Genomic DNA, 16,565 nt, shown 5'->3' on the forward strand with positions numbered 1-16,565 from the left:
CATCGTCAGGCGCCTGACGCCGCCGGGACCTGGATCGCCGCGAGGCCCGTGCCGGAGCGCTCGTACGCCTGCCCGCAGGCGGCGCAGGTGAGGTCCTCGTCGAGCCGCTCGCCGCAGGAGCAGACCCAGCCGCGCTGCCGCGCGGGGTTGCCGGCGACGAAGGCGTGCGCGGGGACGTCGCGGGTGACCACGGCCCCGGCAGCGGCGAAGGCGTGCCGTCCGATCCGGGTGCCGCACACGACGACGGTGCCGGCGCCGAGGGTCACGCCGTCCTCCACCACCGTGGGCAGCAGCGCGTCGGGACCCTTCTTCACGTGCGCGCGAGGCCGCAGGTCGTTGGTGAACACGACGCCGGGACCGAGGAACACGTCGTCGCCGACGTCGACCCCGTCGAAGACCAGGACGCCGTTCTTCACCGTCACCCGGTCGCCGAGCCGCGCGCCGCCCTCGACGAAGGAGTGGTCGCACACGTTGCAGTCGGCACCGACGCGGGCGCCGGGCAGCACGTGCGCCCAGGCCCAGATCCGCGTGCCGGGGCCGACGTCGTCGCTCTCGCACAGCCCCAGCGGGTGCACCCGCACGCCGGCCGGCTCAGCCATGCCGCGCCACCGCCCCGGCCAGCACCTCGGCGACGCGCTCCTGCTGGGCGGGCGTGATGCCGGGGAACAGCGGGAGCGACAGGATCTCGCCCGCCGCCCGCTCGGCGACCGGGAAGTCGCCGGGCCCGTGCCCCACCGGGGAGAGTGCGCCGGTGAGGTGGACCGGCACCGGGTAGTGGATGCCGGCGCCGACGCCGGCCGCGTTGAGGTCGGCCAGGACGGCGTCCCGGGCGGCCACCCGCACGACGTACAGGTGCCACACGTGCTCGTTGCCGGAAGCCACCGCCGGCAGCCGCACCCCCGGCACGCCGGCGAGCAGGTCCGCGTAGCGCTCCGCGGCCGCCACCCGCTCGGCGTTCCACTCGGTCAGCCGGCGCAACTTGGCCCGGAGCACCACCGCCTGCAGCGTGTCCAGCCGGGAGTTGAAGCCCAGGACCGGGTGCTGGTACTTGACCTCGCTGCCGTGGTTGGCCAGCAGCCGCACGGTGCGCGCGACGCCGGGGTCGTCGGTGGTCACCGCGCCCGCGTCGCCGTAGGCGCCGAGGTTCTTGCCCGGGTAGAAGCTCGTCCCGGTCGCGGTGCCCCAGCCGCCCATCGGCACCCCCCGGTGCGTGGCACCCTGCGCCTGCGCGGCGTCCTCGACCACGACCAGCCCGTGCCGGTCGGCGACCTCGCGGATGTCCGCCATCGGCGCCATCTGGCCGAACAGGTGGACCGGCAGCACCGCGCGGCACTCCCCCGCGACCGCCTCGAGGGCGGCGGGGTCGAGCAGCAGGTGCTCGTCGTCGACGTCCACCGGTACCGGGCGGCCGCCGGCACGCAGCACCGCCTCCGCGCTGGCCACGAAGGTGTTGGCCGGCAGCGCCACGGGGTCGCCCGCGCCGACGCCGGCGGCGCGCAGCGCGAACTCCAGCGCATCGGTGCCGTTGCCGACCCCGACGCAGTGCGCGCGGCCGGTGAACGCGGCGAACTCCTCCTCGAAGGCGCCGACGTCGGGGCCGCCGATGAACGCCGTCGTGGCCAGCACGCGCGCGAACCCCTCGGCGACCTCGTCCGCGATGCGGTCGCGCTGGAGGCCGAGGTCGACCAGCGGCACCGGGCCGGTCGTCACGGGACGGTCGACGGTGGTCACAGGGAGGCCTCCAGGAGCTGCGCCGGGGACGGGGTGAGGGGGCGGGCCGGGTTGCCGGCCCAGGTCTGACCGGGCGGGACGTCGCGGACGACGACGCTGCCCATGCCGACGACGGCGCCGGCGCCGATCCGCCGGTGCTCGCGGACGAGGGCGCCCGAGCCGAGGTAGGCGGCGGCACCGACCGACACGCCGCCGGCCAAGCGGACGCCGGCACCGAAGGTGGCCGCATCGCCGACCTCGTCGTCGTGGGTGAGGACGACGTGCGGCATGACGTAGACGTGCCGGCCGACGGTGACGGCGGCGGTGAGGACGACGCCGGCGTGCAGGACGGAACCCGCGCCCACCGTGCTGTCCGGGGAGACGCTGGCCAGCGGGTGCACCACGGTGCCCCACACCTCGTCGGGCAGGCCGAGCCGGTCGACCAGCCGCTGCCGGGAGGCCGGCGCCACCGGGTTGCCGACGCAGGCCAGCAGCAGCGCGCCGCGGGCGGCCCGGTCGGGAGCCTCGGCGGTGGTCCCCAGCACGGGGACGCCGTCGACCGCGGTGCCCGCGCGCGCCGGGTCGTCGTCGAGGAACCCGGCGACCGCGACGGGACCGCCGGAGGCGGCCTCCGGGCAGGCGCGCAGCAGCTGGACGGCCTCGCGGGCGGCACCACCCGAGCCGAGGACCAGCAGGGGCCGCGCGGTCGCGCTCACCGCAGCGCCGCGGTGAGGGCGTCGACCACGCGGTCCTGGTCGGCCTCGGTCATCTGGTGGAACAGCGGCAGGATGAGGGTGTCGGCCGTGAGTCGCTCGGTGACCGGCAGCGTCACCTGCGGCCGGTCGGCGTAGGCCGGCTCGAGGTGGGCGGCCATGATGCCGCGGCGGCCGGAGACCCCGGCCGCGCTCATCCGCTCGAGGACGGCGTCCCGGCCGACGGGCGCGTCCTCGGGCAGCAGCACCCAGCAGGACTGGTAGTTGGTCGTCCCCCACGGCGGGTCGTCGACCATGCGCAGGCCCGGCAGCCCTGCCAGCAGCTCGCGGTAGCGGGCGGCCAGCTCGCGCCGCCGCGCGACCATCGCGTCCAGCCGGGTCAGCTGCACCTGCCCGATGGCGGCCTGCACGTCGGTCATCCGGAAGTTGAAGCCGGGCTCGAGGTACTCCTCGGGGGCGACCCGGCCGGTGGCGTGCCGGTCGGCCGCGCTGACGCTCATCCCGTGCTCGCGCAGCCGCCGGGCGCGGGCGGCGACCTCGGGCGAGGTGGTGGTCAGCATGCCGCCCTCGCCGGTCGTCACCAGCTTGCGCGGGTGGAAGGAGAAGGCGGCCAGCTGCGCGCCGGCGCCCACCGGCCGGCCCTGCAGGGTGCTGCCGATGGCGCAGGCGGCGTCCTCCACCACCGCGATCCCGCGCGGCGCGAGCAGCGCCTGCAGCGCCGGGACGTCGGCGGGGACCCCGGCCTGGTGGACGACGACGACCGCGCGGGTGCGCGGCGTCAGCACCGCCTCCACCGTGGCCGCGGTCAGGTTGCCGGTGACCACGTCGACGTCGGCGAAGACCGGCTCGGCGCCCACGTAGCGGGCGGCGTTGGCGGTCGCGATGAAGGAGAACGACGGGACGACGACCTCGTCGCCGGGCCCCACGCCGAGCAGGTGCAGCGCCAGGTGCAGCCCGGTCGTGCAGTTGGAGACGGCGACCGCCTCGGGGACCCCGACCCGGCGGGCGAACGCCTCCTCGAACGCCTTGACCCGCGGCCCCTGCGCCACCCACCCCGACGCCACCGCCTCGGCGGCGGCCGCGGCCTCCTCCTCGCCCAGCCACGGCTTCATCACCGGGATGGTGGGCAGCGCCGGCACCGACGTGTCGACGACGCTCATGCCAGCGACTCCTGCGCCGGCGCCCGCTCGGCCCGCCACCACTCGACCAGTCCGCGCAGGCCCTCGTCGAGACCGATCTGCGCGGTCCAGCCGAGCTGCTCCCGGGCCGCGGTGACGTCGGCCAGCCGCCGCGTGACCGCGTTGACCTTCCGCGCCTCCCCGTGCACCGGCGTCAGGTCCGAGCCCATCGCCGCCAGCAGCCGGTCGGCGAGCTCGCGCAGGCTGGTCTCGGCGCCCGAGGCGATGTTGAAGACGGTGTCGGTGACGTCGGCCTGCGCGGCCAGCAGGTTGGCGCGGGCGATGTCCTCGACGTGGACGAAGTCCATGGTCTGCAGGCCGTCGCCGAGGATCAGCGGCGGCTCACCGGCGGCGATGCGCTCCATCCACCGGATCAGCACCTCGGTGTAGACGCCGTACACGTCCATCCGCGGGCCGTAGACGTTGAAGTAGCGCAGCGCGACCGAGTCCAGGTCGCACATGGCCTTGAAGCTGCGCAGCATGCCCTCGTTGAAGGCCTTGGCCGCTCCGTAGAACGTGTCGTTGTTGTACGGGTGGTGCCGCTCGGTGGTCGGGAACTCCTCCGCCAGGCCGTAGACCGACGCCGACGAGGAGGCGACCACCTTGGCGACCCCGTGCTCGGCGGCCGCCTCGAGCACCGTGAACGTGCCGTCGACCAGCGACTCCAGCGCCAGCCGCGGCTGCTCGGCGCACTGGGTGATCCGCAGCGCGGCGAGGTGGAAGACCAGGTCCTTCCCGCGGGTCAGCTCGTGCACCAGCGCGACGTCGCGGATGTCCCCTTCGACCACGCGGACGACGTCGCCGCCGCGCTCCAGCGCCCGGTCGAGGTTGGCCAGCCGGCCCCGCACCAGGTTGTCGAGGACGACGACCTCCGCGGCACCGGCGTCGACGAGCTGGTCGACCACGTGCGACCCGATCGTGCCCGCGCCGCCGGTGACCAGCACCCGGCTGCCGGCGAGCTCCACGGCGGCGCTCACGCGGCCACCTCCACGGCCGCCTGCTCGACCGGGACCGCCACGCCGCCGCTGCGGAGGCTCGCGCTCGCGGCCTCCAGCATCGCCAGGACCCGCAGGCCGGAGCGGCCGTCGGTGAGCGGCGACCGCCCCTCGGTGATCGCCGCGGCGAACTCGCTCATCATCGTGCGCAGTGCCTCTCTCTCGGGGAGGGCCGGGGCGACCATGTCCCCGATCCGGTAGGACACCCGCGTCTGGTTGCGGGCCTCGACGCCCAGCTCCGCGGGGTCGCGGGTCTCGATGGAGCGGTCGTAGACCGCCACCCGCTGGGTCGGGTTGAGGTCGTCCCAGACGACGGTGCGCCGCGAGCCGCCGACGATCGTCGTGCGGACCTTCGTCGGCGACAGCCAGTTGACGTGCACGTGCGCGAGCGCCCCGGTGCTCAGCTCGATCGACAGGTGGGCGACGCAGACCTGCCCGCAGCCGAGCGGGTCGGCGCCGTGCGCGGCCACGCTCACCGGGGTGACGCCGTCGGGCAGCAGCGAGTCGAGGATCGACAGGTCGTGCGGCGCGAGGTCCCAGACGACGTCGACGTCGGCCTGCACCAGGCCCAGGTTGATCCGCACCGAGTCCAGGTACTGCAGGGTGCCGAGCTCCCCGCCGCGCACCAGCTCGCGCAGGTGGGAGACGGCCGGCGTGTAGCAGTAGGTGTGGTCGAGCATGAGGACCAGCCCGGCCTCCTCGGCGGTCCGCACGATCTTCGCGCCGTCGGACAGGCTGGCCGCCAGCGGCTTCTCGACCAGCACGTGCTTGCCCGCCGCCAGCGCGGCCATCGCGATGCCGGCGTGGGTGGCCGCCGGGGTGGCGACCGCCACCGCGCCGACCGCCGGGTCGGCCAGCACCGCGTCGAGGTCGGCGGTGACCCGGACGGTGCTGTAGTCCCCGAGGACCGCGCGCGCCCGGTTCACGTCCAGGTCGCACAGGTACTCGAGGCGGAGCCCGGGGGTGGCCTGGGCGTTGCGCACCAGGTTCGGCCCCCAGTAGCCGGCCCCGATCACGGCGATACCGATGGGTGTGCTCACTGCTCTCTCCCCGTGTGGTCCGCGACCGGTCGCGCGCCGCGCCAGTCTGGAGTGCCTTCGCCCGTCGTGGGGGTCCTCGCGTCGCGCCGGTTCCGGATCCCTGCGGTTCGGGTCACCGGACCTCGACCGTCCACGTCACCGGCCCCGCCAGGGCGTTGCCGGCCGCGTCCCGGGCGGCGTCCACGGTCACCGTGTAGGTCGCCCCCGCCACCAGCAGCTGCGCGGGCTCGAGCCGGGCGGCCAGGGTGGTGGGATCCCAGGTGAGCACCGCCGGGACCGGCGTGCCGTCGGGTCCGGCGAGGGTCATCCGGACGTCCCGGACCCCCTCGCTGAACACGGCGGTCGGAGTGGCCCCGGTCGTCGCCGGGCTCGCCGGCCCGGTGGCGGTGACCGCCGGGGCCACGGTGTCCTCGCCCGCCTCGGGCGGCGCGGTGGTGGCGACCACGACGTCGACCCAGAACGCCGCCCCGTCGGCGGCCTCGGTCGGGAAGGACCCGGCCGGGCCGGTGACGCCGTTGGGCGCGCCGGCGCGGTCCGCCGGTGCGGTGAGCGGCCCGCTGGTGCGGTCGGTGGCCGACCCGCCATCGGTCTGCGACCACCGGCCCTCCGGCGCGCTGTAGGAGACCACGTACTCCTGGCCCGCCCGGAGGGCGACCGGCTGGAGGAGGACGGCGGTCTGCCAGCCGGTGTCCGTCTCGTCCGCGAAGCGGACCGTGGCCAGCCGCTGCCCGTCGGCGGTCCACAGGCTGCCCACGTGCGCCCCGGTCGCCCCGGCGCCCTTGGCGAAGCGCAGCGCGGTCACCCAGACGTCGGCCGCAGTGGTGAACCGGGCGCCGAGCTCGGCGGGCGTCGGATCGGTCACCGCGTCGGCCGGGGGCGTGTCCCCCGCCCCGTACAGCGAGGAAGTCGGGGTCGGCGCCGGCGCCGTCGACGGGGCGGGCTCGGTCGAGGACGGTGCCGGCTCGGTCGAGGACGGCGCCGGCGAGGTGGTGGTCGGCGCGGACTGCGTCGTCGGCGCGGGCTCCGTCGTCGGCGCGGGCTCCGTCGTCGGCGCGGGTTCCGTCGTCGGCGCGGGTTCCGTCGTCGGCGCGGGCTCCGTCGTCGGCGCCGGGGTCGGCGCGCTCCGCGGAGCCGCCGTGGCCGTCACGGTGGGCGCCTCCTGCGGTACGAAGACCACGTCGACGCCGTAGTCGGTGCTCGACCCGCGGGTGGGCATCGCCGAGGCGCCGTAGACGTAGACGCCGTTGGGCTCGGTCGCCGTGGCCTGCGGCGCGTGCAGCGGCGCCCGGTCCACCCCGGTGAACTCGAAGGCACCCCGCGTGTAGCCGTAGCGACCGGTGTCGGTGTGGTAGCTCGCCGTGTAGGTCACCCCGGGCGAGACGGCCACGGGCGTGTCGAAGAGGACCGTCTGCCAGCCGCTCGCCGACTCCTCGACGAAGGTGGCCGTGGCCAGCCGGGTCCCGTCGGGCGCCCACAGGCTGCCGGTGTGCGTGCCGGTGTTGCCGGCGCTCTTCCAGAACCGCACCCCGGTGACCACGCCGGCGGTGTCGGTGGTGAACCGCACGCCCAGCTCCACCGCGGCGGAGTCGTCGTCGGCGACCGCCGTGGGCACCGCGCTGTCGGGGAACAGCGTGCACGGGCAGCTCCCCGCGGTGGGCGAGCCGGCCGCGCCGGTGGTGAACGTCCAGGTCACCGGGGCGGGCACCGTGTTCCCGGCCGCGTCGGCGACCACGAGGGCCGCCGTGTACGTCGTCCCGGCCGCCAGTGCCGCCGTGGGCGTGGCGCTCACCGTCGTCCCCGCGGCGTCCAGCCCGGCGATGACCGGCACGGTCCCGGCCGGCCCGCTGAGGGTGAAGCGCACCGAGGAGGCGGCCAGCGGCTCGGAGAACGTGGCGCCGACCGGCGCCGTCGTGCTCACGTCCTGCGTCCCGTCGGCGGGCACCGTGCGCACCGGCTGCGGCGGCGTCGTGTCCGCGCCGGCCGGTGGCGGCGGGGTGCCGCTGCCGTCGGTCACGAACACGACGTCGACGCCGTAGTCGGTGCTCGACCCGCGGGTGGGCATCGCCGAGGCGCCGTAGACGTAGACGCCGTTGGGCTCGGTCGCCGTGGCCCGGGGGGCGTGCAGCGGCCCGCGGTCCACGCCGGTGAACTCGAAGGTCCCCCGCGTGTAGCTGTAGTGCCCGGTCTCGGTGTGGTAGCTCGCCGTGTAGGTCACCCCGGGGGTCACCGGCACGGGCGCGTCGAACAGCACCTGCTGCCAGCCGCCGCTGGTCTCCCCCATGAAGGTGGCCGTGGCCAGTCGGGTCCCGTCGGGCGCCCACAGGCTGCCGGTGTGGGTGCCGGTGTTGCCCGGTCCCTTGTAGAACCGCACCCCGGTCACCGACCCCGGCGTGTCGGTGGTGAACCGCACGCCCAGCTCGATCGGCTCGGCGTCGCCGTCGGCCGCGACGCCCGGCACCGTGCTCTCGGGGAACAGCGTGCAGGGGCAGCCGGCCGACTGCCCGGCCGCGGTGGTGAACGAGACGCTCACCGGCGCGGCCATCGGATTGCCGGCCAGGTCCTGCGTCCCCTCGATCGTCGCGGTGACCACCGCGCCCGGCGGGAATGGGGCGTCGGGCCGGAAGACGACGGTGCGCGCACCGAAGCCGGTGACCGTGCCCGGCACCGCGGCGCCCTGGGCCGTGGTGACCCGCACGACCGCCGTGCCGGCTTGGATCCCCTCGTCGTAGGTGAACTGCACCGGGGAGTCCACCGGGACGCTGGACCAGCCGTCGCCGGGCGAGGTGGTGGTCACCGCCGGCGGGGTCGTGTCGGTGGGCGGCGCGGTCTCGAACACCGCGTCGACCCAGTAGTTGCTGCCCCGGTAGCTGCTCGTCGGGAACGCGGAGGCCGTCCCGTAGGCGTAGACCCCGTTGGGCCCGTCGGCGCCGTCGCGCAGCGCGTGGACCGGCGCGTTGTCCCGGCCGCGGTCGGTGAAGGCGCCGACGTCGGCGGCGTAGTGGCCCGACGGCGCGTGGTAGGAGACGACGTAGGTGGTCCCCGCCGTCACCGCCACCGGGTTGGCGAAGCGCATCTGCTGCCAGCCCGCGGCCGTCTCCGCGTCGAAGGTGCCCGTCGCGAGCACCTGGCCGTCGGCGCTCCAGAGGGTGCCGGTGTGGGTGCCGGTGTTGCCGGCGCCCTTGTAGAACCGGACGCCGGTGACCCACCCGTCGACGTCGAAGCGCAGCCGGGTGCCGAGCTCCACCGACCGGCCGTCGTCGGTCGCCGGGTTCCCGGGCACGGCGTCGCTGAACAGCGTGCAGGGGCAGGCGCCGACACCCGAGGTGGTGAACGACCAGGTCCAGGGCCCGGTCATGGCGTTGCCCGAGGTGTCGCGCACCCCCGACACCGTCGCGGTGTACCCGGTGGCGGCCGCCAGCGGAGCCGCCGGCGTGAACCGGACCGTGCGGGTCTCGGCGTCGTAGGCCGTCGTCCCGGGGACGGCGGCGCCCGCCGCGGAGGACACGGACACGCTGACCGACGCCGGGTCCACCGGCTCGCTGAACGCGGCCGAGACGGTGGCGTCGACGGGCACGCTCGTGGTGCCGGTGCCCGGCGCGGTCCCGGTCACGGTCGGCGGCAGGGTGTCCGGGGCCGGCCGGAAGACCACGTCGACCCAGTAGTTGGCCGAGCCGGGCCGCGTCGGGAAGGCGCTGCCGCCGTAGACGTACACGCCGTTGGGGCCGTCCGCGCCGTCGGCGAGGGCGGTGAGCGGAGCCCGCACCACCGCCTGGGACAGGCCGCCCGCCGTGGCGGAGTAGTAGCCGGCGTCGGTGTGGTACGAGACCACGTAGGTCGTCCCGGCGGTCACCTCGACCGGCTGGTCGAACGCGACCTCCTGCCAGCCGGCGGTGGACTCCGAGGAGAACGTGGCGCGGGCCAGCTGGCGGCCGTCGGCCGACCACAGCGTCCCGGTGTGCGTCCCGGTGTTCTGCGGGCCCTTGTAGAAGCGGACGCCGGTGACGGTCCCGTCGGTGTCGGCGCGGAAGCGCATGCCGAGCTCGACGGCCGCGGGGTCGGCCACGGTGACCACGGCCGGGACCACCGTGTCGTCCCAGATGCTGCACGGGCACACGCCCGGGACCGCCGGGGGCCGGGCCGTGGTGAACGACCAGCTGACCGGCGCGGCGAGAGGGTTGCCGGCGGTGTCCCGGGCCGCGGAGACGGTCACGGTGAAGCGGGTGGCCGCCGCCAGCTGCTCCGAGGGCCGGAACGTGGCCGTGCGGGTGCCCGGGTCGTAGCTCGTGGCGCCGGCGACGGCCGAACCGCCGGCGCCGGTGACGCCGATGCGGATGCTGGTCGCGTCGACCGGCTCGTCGAAGACCGCGGTGACCGCCGTCGACTGCGGCACGCTGCTGCTGCCGTCGATCGGGCTTCCCGGGGTCACCGACGGTGCGGTGGTGTCCGGCGGCGCGGTGCTCTGGAAGACCACGTCCACCCAGTAGTTGGCGCCCTGGAACGTGCTCTCCGGGAAGCCGGTCCCGCCCACGCGGTACACGCCGTTGGGACCGTCGGCGCCGTCGCGCAGCGCGGTCAGCGGCTCGGTCGTGGTGCCCGCGGCGGAGAAGTACCCGCCGTCGGCGGCGTAGTGCCCGGCCGGGGCGAAGTAGGAGGCCACGTAGGTCGTCCCCGCCGACACGGCCACCGGCGTCTTGAGGGTGAGCGTCTGCCAGCCGGTGGCCGTCTCGTTCGAGAAGGTCCCGGTGGCGAGCAGCCGCCCGTCGCTGGTCCACAGGCTGCCGGTGTGCGTGCCGGTGTTGCCCGCGCCCTTGTAGAAGCGGATCCCGGTGACGTAGCCGGCGACCTGGGACTGCCACCGCACCCCGAGCTCGAGCGGCGTGGAGTCGGCGGTGTCCGGCGTCCCGGGGACGGCGGAGTCGGGCCAGATGGTGCAGGGGCAGGTGCGCTGGCCGATGGCGGTGTCCAGGGCGACCGGCGCGGACAGCCGCGCGCTGTCGTCGACCGCGCGCACGCGCACCGGCAGCGGCCCGGAGGCGGTGGGCGTCCACGTGTAGGACCACTCGCCGCGGCCCTGCGCCGGGTGCCAGGTCGCGCCGCCGTCCACCGAGACCTCGACCCCGGTGACGATCCCGCCGCCGACGTCGGTCGCCGTGCCCCGGACCGTGACCGGGGTGCCCACGGACACCGGGTCGGCCGCGCCCGGCGCGGTGATGGTCACCTGCGGCGGCGTCGTGTCGGTGCTCGCGGTGGCGGCCCGCAGGTCCGACTGCAGGGTCGCCGGCTGGACGCCCATGTCGGCGAACAGGTTCACCGTGGCCTGCCGCATGGGGGTGTTCGCGACGGCCGGGCCCCCGCCCGCGTGCTCGTCGTCGAGCCCCCAGGACCACTGCACGGTGCCCGCCCCGAAGACCAGCGCGCCGCTGGTCCGGTCGCGGTAGAGCGTGAGGTTGTGGGTGGCCCGGCCCGGGGCGTACCGCACCCCGAAGTCGTCCTGCAGCACGTCGGCCTCGGCGACGTCGACCACCGTGTGGGACAGGTGGGCGAGCCCGGCCGGCCGGAAGCCGTTGTCGACGTCGGAGTCCCACTCGTAGCCGAGGGTCCCGGGACCGAAGGTGTAGGTGGCGCCGGCCGCCTGGCTCGCGACGGCGGTGTTGCGCCACAGCCGGGCCTTCCCGTACTCGGCGGGCACGGCGAGGGAGTCGGCGCGGGAGCCCGCGCCGTTGCCGTTGACCGAGAACTGCTGGCCGATGAGCGCGTTCTCGGGGGTCACTCCCGGCTGCCGGAAGCGCGGGTCGCGCCAGGTGCCGGTCCAGTCGCCGGAGGGGTCGGTCTGCGCGCCGTCGAGACTGGACTTGTAGACGATTAGCGAGCGGTGGTCGGCGCCCGAACCGTCCATCGACGGGCCCCAGCGGAACCGCCACCACATCTCGTTGCCGCTGAAGAACGCCAGGTTCACGCCGGCGGCCTTGGCCCGCTCGACCGCTGCGCGCTGCGGGCCGGACCAGTACTCGTCGTGCCCGACCGACAGGAACAGCCGGTGGTTGGTGAGCAGGCTGCCGTACCGGTCGGTGTCCACACCGGCGATGTAGGAGACGTCGTAGCCGTTGCGCTCGAGGAACCGGATCATCGGGTACTCGGCGTAGGCCGCCTGCCCGGCGGACTCGCCTGGGGCCAGCGGGCGGTTGTAGCTGACCGAGTACGCCCGGCCGGCGCCCCCGGGGCCGTCGCCGTAGTAGGTGCTGGCGCCACCCCAGTCGTTGTAGGCCGCCCAGGTGGTGTCCGAGGTCTGGAAGACGACGTCGGAGCGGCTGCTGTCGTCGCGGACGACGAAGGTGACTTGGTTCTCGGCGGAGGTGTCGTTGCGGTGCAGCACGGCGACGTAGACGCCCGAGACTGCGGTGGGAGGCACCGTCCAGCTCGCCGAGACCGCCCAGTTGCCGCAGTCGACCATGCCGGTGGTGGCGTCGCGCAGGCAGTCGGGCTGGCGCTGCGGCAGCGCGGCGCTCGGGCGCACCGACTGGACGAAGCGGCCGCCCGCGCCGCCGTACCAGCCCAGCCGGTAGACGTCGACGCGGTAGTCCCGCGAGTCGGTGCGGATCTTGAAGTCGACCCGGTCGCCGAGGTCGGCGCTGATGTCGGTGGTGAAGCCCTCGATGCTGCTGTCGGGCGTCACGACCCAGTCGGCGCTGCCCTGCTGGGTGTTCTCGCAGGCGACCCGGTTGAGCACGGGGGCGGCGCACGGGTCGGTGGCGGCGACGGCCCGCTGCGGCACGGCGGCCAGGCCCACCGCGGCCAGCGCCACGGCGACCAGCACCAGCCCGAGCCGGCGCAGGGCGGGCGCGACCCGCGGAGTGTCCATCAGTAGGCCCCCAGGGGACGGGTCACGGCGGCGAAGGTCTTCCAGAGGATCTGCAGGTCCAGGGCGAGCGACCAGTTCTCGACGTAGCGGAGGTCCAGCCGCACGGCCTCGTCCCAGGTGAGGTCGCTGCGGCCGGACACCTGCCACAGGCCGGTCAGTCCCGGCTTGACCAGCAGGCGCCGGGCGACCGAGTCGTCGTAGACGGCGACCTCGTCCGGGAGCGGTGGCCGGGGTCCGACCAGCGACATCTGGCCGAGCAGCACGTTGAGCAGCTGCGGCAGCTCGTCGACGGAGTAGCGGCGCAGCACCCGGCCGACGCGCGTGACCCGGGGGTCGTCGGCCACCTTGAACAGCGGTCCGTCGCTGTTCTGGTTGCGCGCGGCCAGCTCGGCGCGCCGCTGCTCGGCGTCGGCGCACATCGTGCGGAACTTGAGCATCGAGAAGGTGCGCCCCTGCCGGCCGACGCGCACCTGGCGGAACAGGACGGGGCCGGGGCTGTCCACCCGCACCGCCACCGCGACCGCCAGCAGGACCGGCAGCACGAGCACGAGGGCGAGCGCCGCGGCGACCCGGTCGATGAGCTCCTTGACCAGCCGCTTCGGGCCGGCGAAGACCGGCTCCTCCACGTGTACCAGCGGCAGGCCGATGAAGGGGCGCACGTGCATCCGTGGGCCCGCGATCTCCATGAGCCCGGGCGCGACGAGCAGCTCGATGCCGCTGCCCTCGAGCTCCCACGACAGCCGCCGGAGGTAGACCGCCGCGGTCTCGCTGGAGCTGGTGACCGCGACGGCGTCGACGTCGAGCCGGCGGGCCAGCCGCGCCGCCGCCCGCAGGTCCCCGCCGACGGGGACGCCGGTGTCCGCCAGCGCGGCCCCCACCGAGGGCTCCGGCACGCAGGCGGAGACGACGACCATCCCGCAGTGCCGGTCGTGGTCGAGCTGCCGGACCAGGTCCGCGACGGCGTTCGTCCGGCCGACGGCCAGGACCGTGCGCAGGCACCGGCCCCGGGCGCGCAGCCGGTGCACGCCCCGCCGGAGCACGTGGCGCCCGACCGCGCTGAGCAGCAGGGCCCCGGGCAGGGCCACCACGACCAGGCCCCGGGACAGCTCCAGGGCGAACGCGTACGAGACGAGCGCGACGAGGGCCAGGCACCCGACGCCGGCCCGGATGACGGCCCGGTACTCCTCGGTCCCGGTGCCCAGGTGGCCGCTGCGGTGCCCCCCGGCGAGCGTGACGACCGCGACCCACACGAGCGGGAACAGCCCCAGCACCAGCAGCGTCGAGGGGACCACCTCGACGCCGAACCGCACGATCTGGGCCAGCGCGGCCGCCACCACGGCCGCGAGGACGTCGGAGACGACGGTCGCGGCGCGGTAGCGGCGCAGCCACGCCGGGGCGGGACGTCGTCCGGGAGCGACCGTCGCCCATCGACGGCGCCGTACTCCCTGGGGGGTGGCCGTCGACGGGCTGCCGCTGCCGGTCGATCCCGCGCGGTGCAGCTCACCGAGGTCGTGGAGCACCCTGACCCGCCCCCTCTGCTCACCTGGGCGGGGGACGACCCGTCGTGTCTCCCCCGTGCCTCCCGTGTACGGACAGCGACCGGGATCGCGTGGCCCGACACCGAAGTGCGGTCAACGAAGCAGAGGGGGGTGACGCACCGCAACCCTCTTCCGCGCCGTCCGGCCTGCTCGCGCGAAACGAGTCAGGGCCGTAGTCGTTGACCCCTCACGAGGAGTGATGACACCCGGGAGAACCGGAACTCAGGGGACGACGACGGAGGGTGACGAGGCGTCGGGCACGAAGATGGCGGGCTCTCCACCGTGCACGTCGGCGTACCAGACGTCGGAGTCCCCGGAGGCGGCCAGACCCCGCGTCACCGGGTAGAGCACCCGGTCCTCGCCGGACCACGCGACCTGGTCGTCGACGGCCCGCCCCTCGGCCAGCCTGGTGCGTTCGCCCGTGGCGACGTCGTAGGCCACGAGGAGGTCGGCCTTCGACACCGGGTCGACCGCCTTCATGACGATCGCCGACCCGTCGTCCGACACCGAGGGGCAGGCGCCGTCCTCGGCCACGACGGTCAGCGTCCGGGTCCCGGCGTCCCCGCGGACCAGGTACCGGACGCCGCCGGTGCCCATGGTCGCGTAGAGCTCCGGGCCGTCCCCGACGAACGTGACGCCCCAGAAGTTGCGGTCCTCCGCGGTCACGGGGGCCCCGTCGGCCGTGGTGACCGTCCAGGTCTCCAGGTTGCCCAGGGAGGCCGGGGCGGGCCCGCTCAGGTCGGTCACCACCGTCTCGGTCGAGAACTGGGCGTCGGTGTAGGCGTGACCGGAGACGAACACCGTGGTGGCCGCGTACGTCCCGGCCGCGGACACGCGGGCCCGGCTCGGGACCCCGCCCAGGTCCTGGCTGCCGATCTCGGCGAAGTCCTCGTCGAGGAAGACGGCGCGGTAGGTGGGCACCAGGCCGGGCACCGTCTGCACGCAGACCGCTCCCCCGGCGCTCGCGGCCACCCGGTCGCACGCGAGGTCCACGATCGCCCGCGGGCCGTCGGGGTCGTCGAGCGGGACCAGCGCGACCTTGCCGGACGACGGCCCCGGCTCGGTGTTCCGGACCACGAGGTGCGGCACCGCCTGCACGTCCTCGACCGCCAGGCGGGTCCGGCCCGCCTCGTCCTCGGCCGCGGCCGCCGCGGCCGCCTCCTCCCCCTGCCGCTGGACCAGCAGGTAGGCCACGGTGCCGGCCAGGACCAGCACCGCGGCGACGACGAACGCCACCAGCCGGCGGCGCTCACGCACGGGGGGCCTCCGCGGGTGCGGCCTGGATCCCGCGCAGCGCCCACCGGGCTCCCGGCAGCACGACGACGAGCACCACGGCGAACCCGGCGAGCGCCGTCCACTGCCCGGTCAGCGTCCAGAGCAGGCCGAACAGCAGGGCCGATGCCGCCCGGCCGGCCGCGACCGCCGTCTGCACGAGGGCGATGCCTGAGGTCCGGACGTCGTCGGGGCTGAGCTCGGCGGCCAGCGCGGCGAGGACGCCGTCGGTGGCGGCGTAGTAGACCCCGAGCGGCCCGACGACGAGCGCGGCCAGCAGCAGGCCCCCGCCGGGCAGCAGGAGCAGCGCGGCATAGGCGGCCAGCAGGGCGACGTGGCCGGCGACGATGACCGGGACCCGGCCCACCCGGTCGGTCAGCCGGCCCAGGGGCACCGCGAGGACCAGGTAGACCGCCGCCGTGCCGACGAACAGCAGCGGGAACAGCGCGGCGCTGACCGCCCCGCGCTCGCGGACGAGCAGGTAGAGGAACCCGTCGGTGACCGTGAGCAGGCCCAGCACCGCGCCGGTGACCGCCACCCGCCGCACCGGGCGGTGGCCCAGCAGCGCGGCGACCTGGCGCCACCGCACCGGCGGGCGGTCGGCGGACCGGCGGCGCTCCGGGACGAAGGTCACCAGCACCGCCAGCCCCAGCACGGCGAACACGGCGCTGACCAGGAAGAGGCTGTCGTAGTCGCCGGGCAGGTAGAGCAGCAGCGCGACGGCCAGCAGCGGGCCGAGCAGCGCCCCGGCGGTGTCCATGGCCCGGTGGACACCGAAGGCCCGCCCGAGCGCCCCCGCCGGTGCGGCGTCGGCGATCAGCGTGTCCCGCGGCGCGGTGCGCAGGCCCTTGCCGGTGCGGTCGACGGCGAGCACCGCCCCGATCGCGGCGGCGCCGGAGGCGATCAGCAGGCCGAGCTTGCACACCGCCGACAACCCGTAGCCGACCAGCGCCGTCGCCCTGGGCCGCTGCCACCGGTCGGCGGCGGCCGCGGCCGCGAGCCGGACGAGGACCGAGGTCCCCTGGTAGAGCCCGTCGACGACGCCGAAGGCCAGCGGCGAGAGCCCCAGCGTCAGGGTGAGGTACACGGGCAGGACGGCGGCCACCATCTCCGAGGAGACGTCGGTCAGCAGACTGACCGTGCCGAGGGCGAGGACCGTGCCCCCCACCCGGGTGCGGGCCGTCCCGCTCCGTGCACCTGTCTGCGGGACGTCGCGCACACTCGCGTACACCCGGCCTCCTCCCCCGTCGGTGGCCGGCG

General features: G+C 75.6%; 10 protein-coding genes. All 10 read right to left on the bottom strand.

Going from position 1 to position 16,565, the window contains the following annotated elements; translation table 11 throughout:
• Window positions 1-5 precede the first annotated feature (5 nt).
• The 10 genes from ACI79B_RS02255 to ACI79B_RS02300 all read right to left on the bottom strand — a co-directional run bounded on the left by ACI79B_RS02255 (window position 6) and on the right by ACI79B_RS02300 (window position 16,536).
• Window positions 6-599, bottom strand: a complete 594-nt coding sequence (locus ACI79B_RS02255) for an acyltransferase (RefSeq protein WP_456928195.1) — start codon at window positions 597-599, stop codon at window positions 6-8.
• A complete protein-coding gene (locus ACI79B_RS02260; RefSeq protein WP_456928194.1) occupies window positions 592-1,731 on the bottom strand; it encodes a DegT/DnrJ/EryC1/StrS family aminotransferase in 1,140 nt (379 codons plus the stop codon). The genes ACI79B_RS02255 and ACI79B_RS02260 overlap by 8 nt, the downstream gene beginning before the upstream one ends.
• On the bottom strand, window positions 1,728-2,426 hold the full coding sequence (locus tag ACI79B_RS02265) for an acetyltransferase (RefSeq protein WP_456928193.1): 699 nt from the start codon (window positions 2,424-2,426) through the stop codon (window positions 1,728-1,730). Before ACI79B_RS02265 ends, ACI79B_RS02260 begins: the two co-directional genes overlap by 4 nt.
• Window positions 2,423-3,583: a DegT/DnrJ/EryC1/StrS family aminotransferase gene (locus ACI79B_RS02270; protein WP_456928192.1), complete on the bottom strand. Its 1,161-nt coding sequence runs from the start codon at window positions 3,581-3,583 to the stop codon at window positions 2,423-2,425. Before ACI79B_RS02270 ends, ACI79B_RS02265 begins: the two co-directional genes overlap by 4 nt.
• Window positions 3,580-4,578 (bottom strand): NAD-dependent epimerase/dehydratase family protein, encoded by a 999-nt coding sequence (locus tag ACI79B_RS02275; RefSeq protein WP_456928191.1) that lies wholly within the window; start codon window positions 4,576-4,578, stop codon window positions 3,580-3,582. Before ACI79B_RS02275 ends, ACI79B_RS02270 begins: the two co-directional genes overlap by 4 nt.
• Window positions 4,575-5,636: a Gfo/Idh/MocA family protein gene (locus ACI79B_RS02280; RefSeq protein WP_456928190.1), complete on the bottom strand. Its 1,062-nt coding sequence runs from the start codon at window positions 5,634-5,636 to the stop codon at window positions 4,575-4,577. Before ACI79B_RS02280 ends, ACI79B_RS02275 begins: the two co-directional genes overlap by 4 nt.
• A gap of 112 nt (window positions 5,637-5,748) precedes the next feature.
• Entirely contained in the window at window positions 5,749-12,495 is a 6,747-nt protein-coding gene (locus ACI79B_RS02285) for a DUF4082 domain-containing protein (RefSeq protein ID WP_456928189.1), read from the bottom strand.
• Window positions 12,495-14,015 carry a sugar transferase gene (locus tag ACI79B_RS02290; protein WP_456928188.1) on the bottom strand — a complete coding sequence of 507 codons (1,521 nt, stop codon included), beginning with the start codon at window positions 14,013-14,015 and terminating at the stop codon, window positions 12,495-12,497. The genes ACI79B_RS02285 and ACI79B_RS02290 overlap by 1 nt, the downstream gene beginning before the upstream one ends.
• Before the next feature lie 240 nt (window positions 14,016-14,255).
• Window positions 14,256-15,290 carry a hypothetical protein gene (locus ACI79B_RS02295; protein ID WP_456928187.1) on the bottom strand — a complete coding sequence of 345 codons (1,035 nt, stop codon included), beginning with the start codon at window positions 15,288-15,290 and terminating at the stop codon, window positions 14,256-14,258.
• Window positions 15,283-16,536 (bottom strand): MFS transporter, encoded by a 1,254-nt coding sequence (locus ACI79B_RS02300; RefSeq protein WP_456928186.1) that lies wholly within the window; start codon window positions 16,534-16,536, stop codon window positions 15,283-15,285. The genes ACI79B_RS02295 and ACI79B_RS02300 overlap by 8 nt, the downstream gene beginning before the upstream one ends.
• Window positions 16,537-16,565: the final 29 nt, after the last annotated feature.

The organism is Geodermatophilus sp. SYSU D00879, assembly GCF_054050375.1.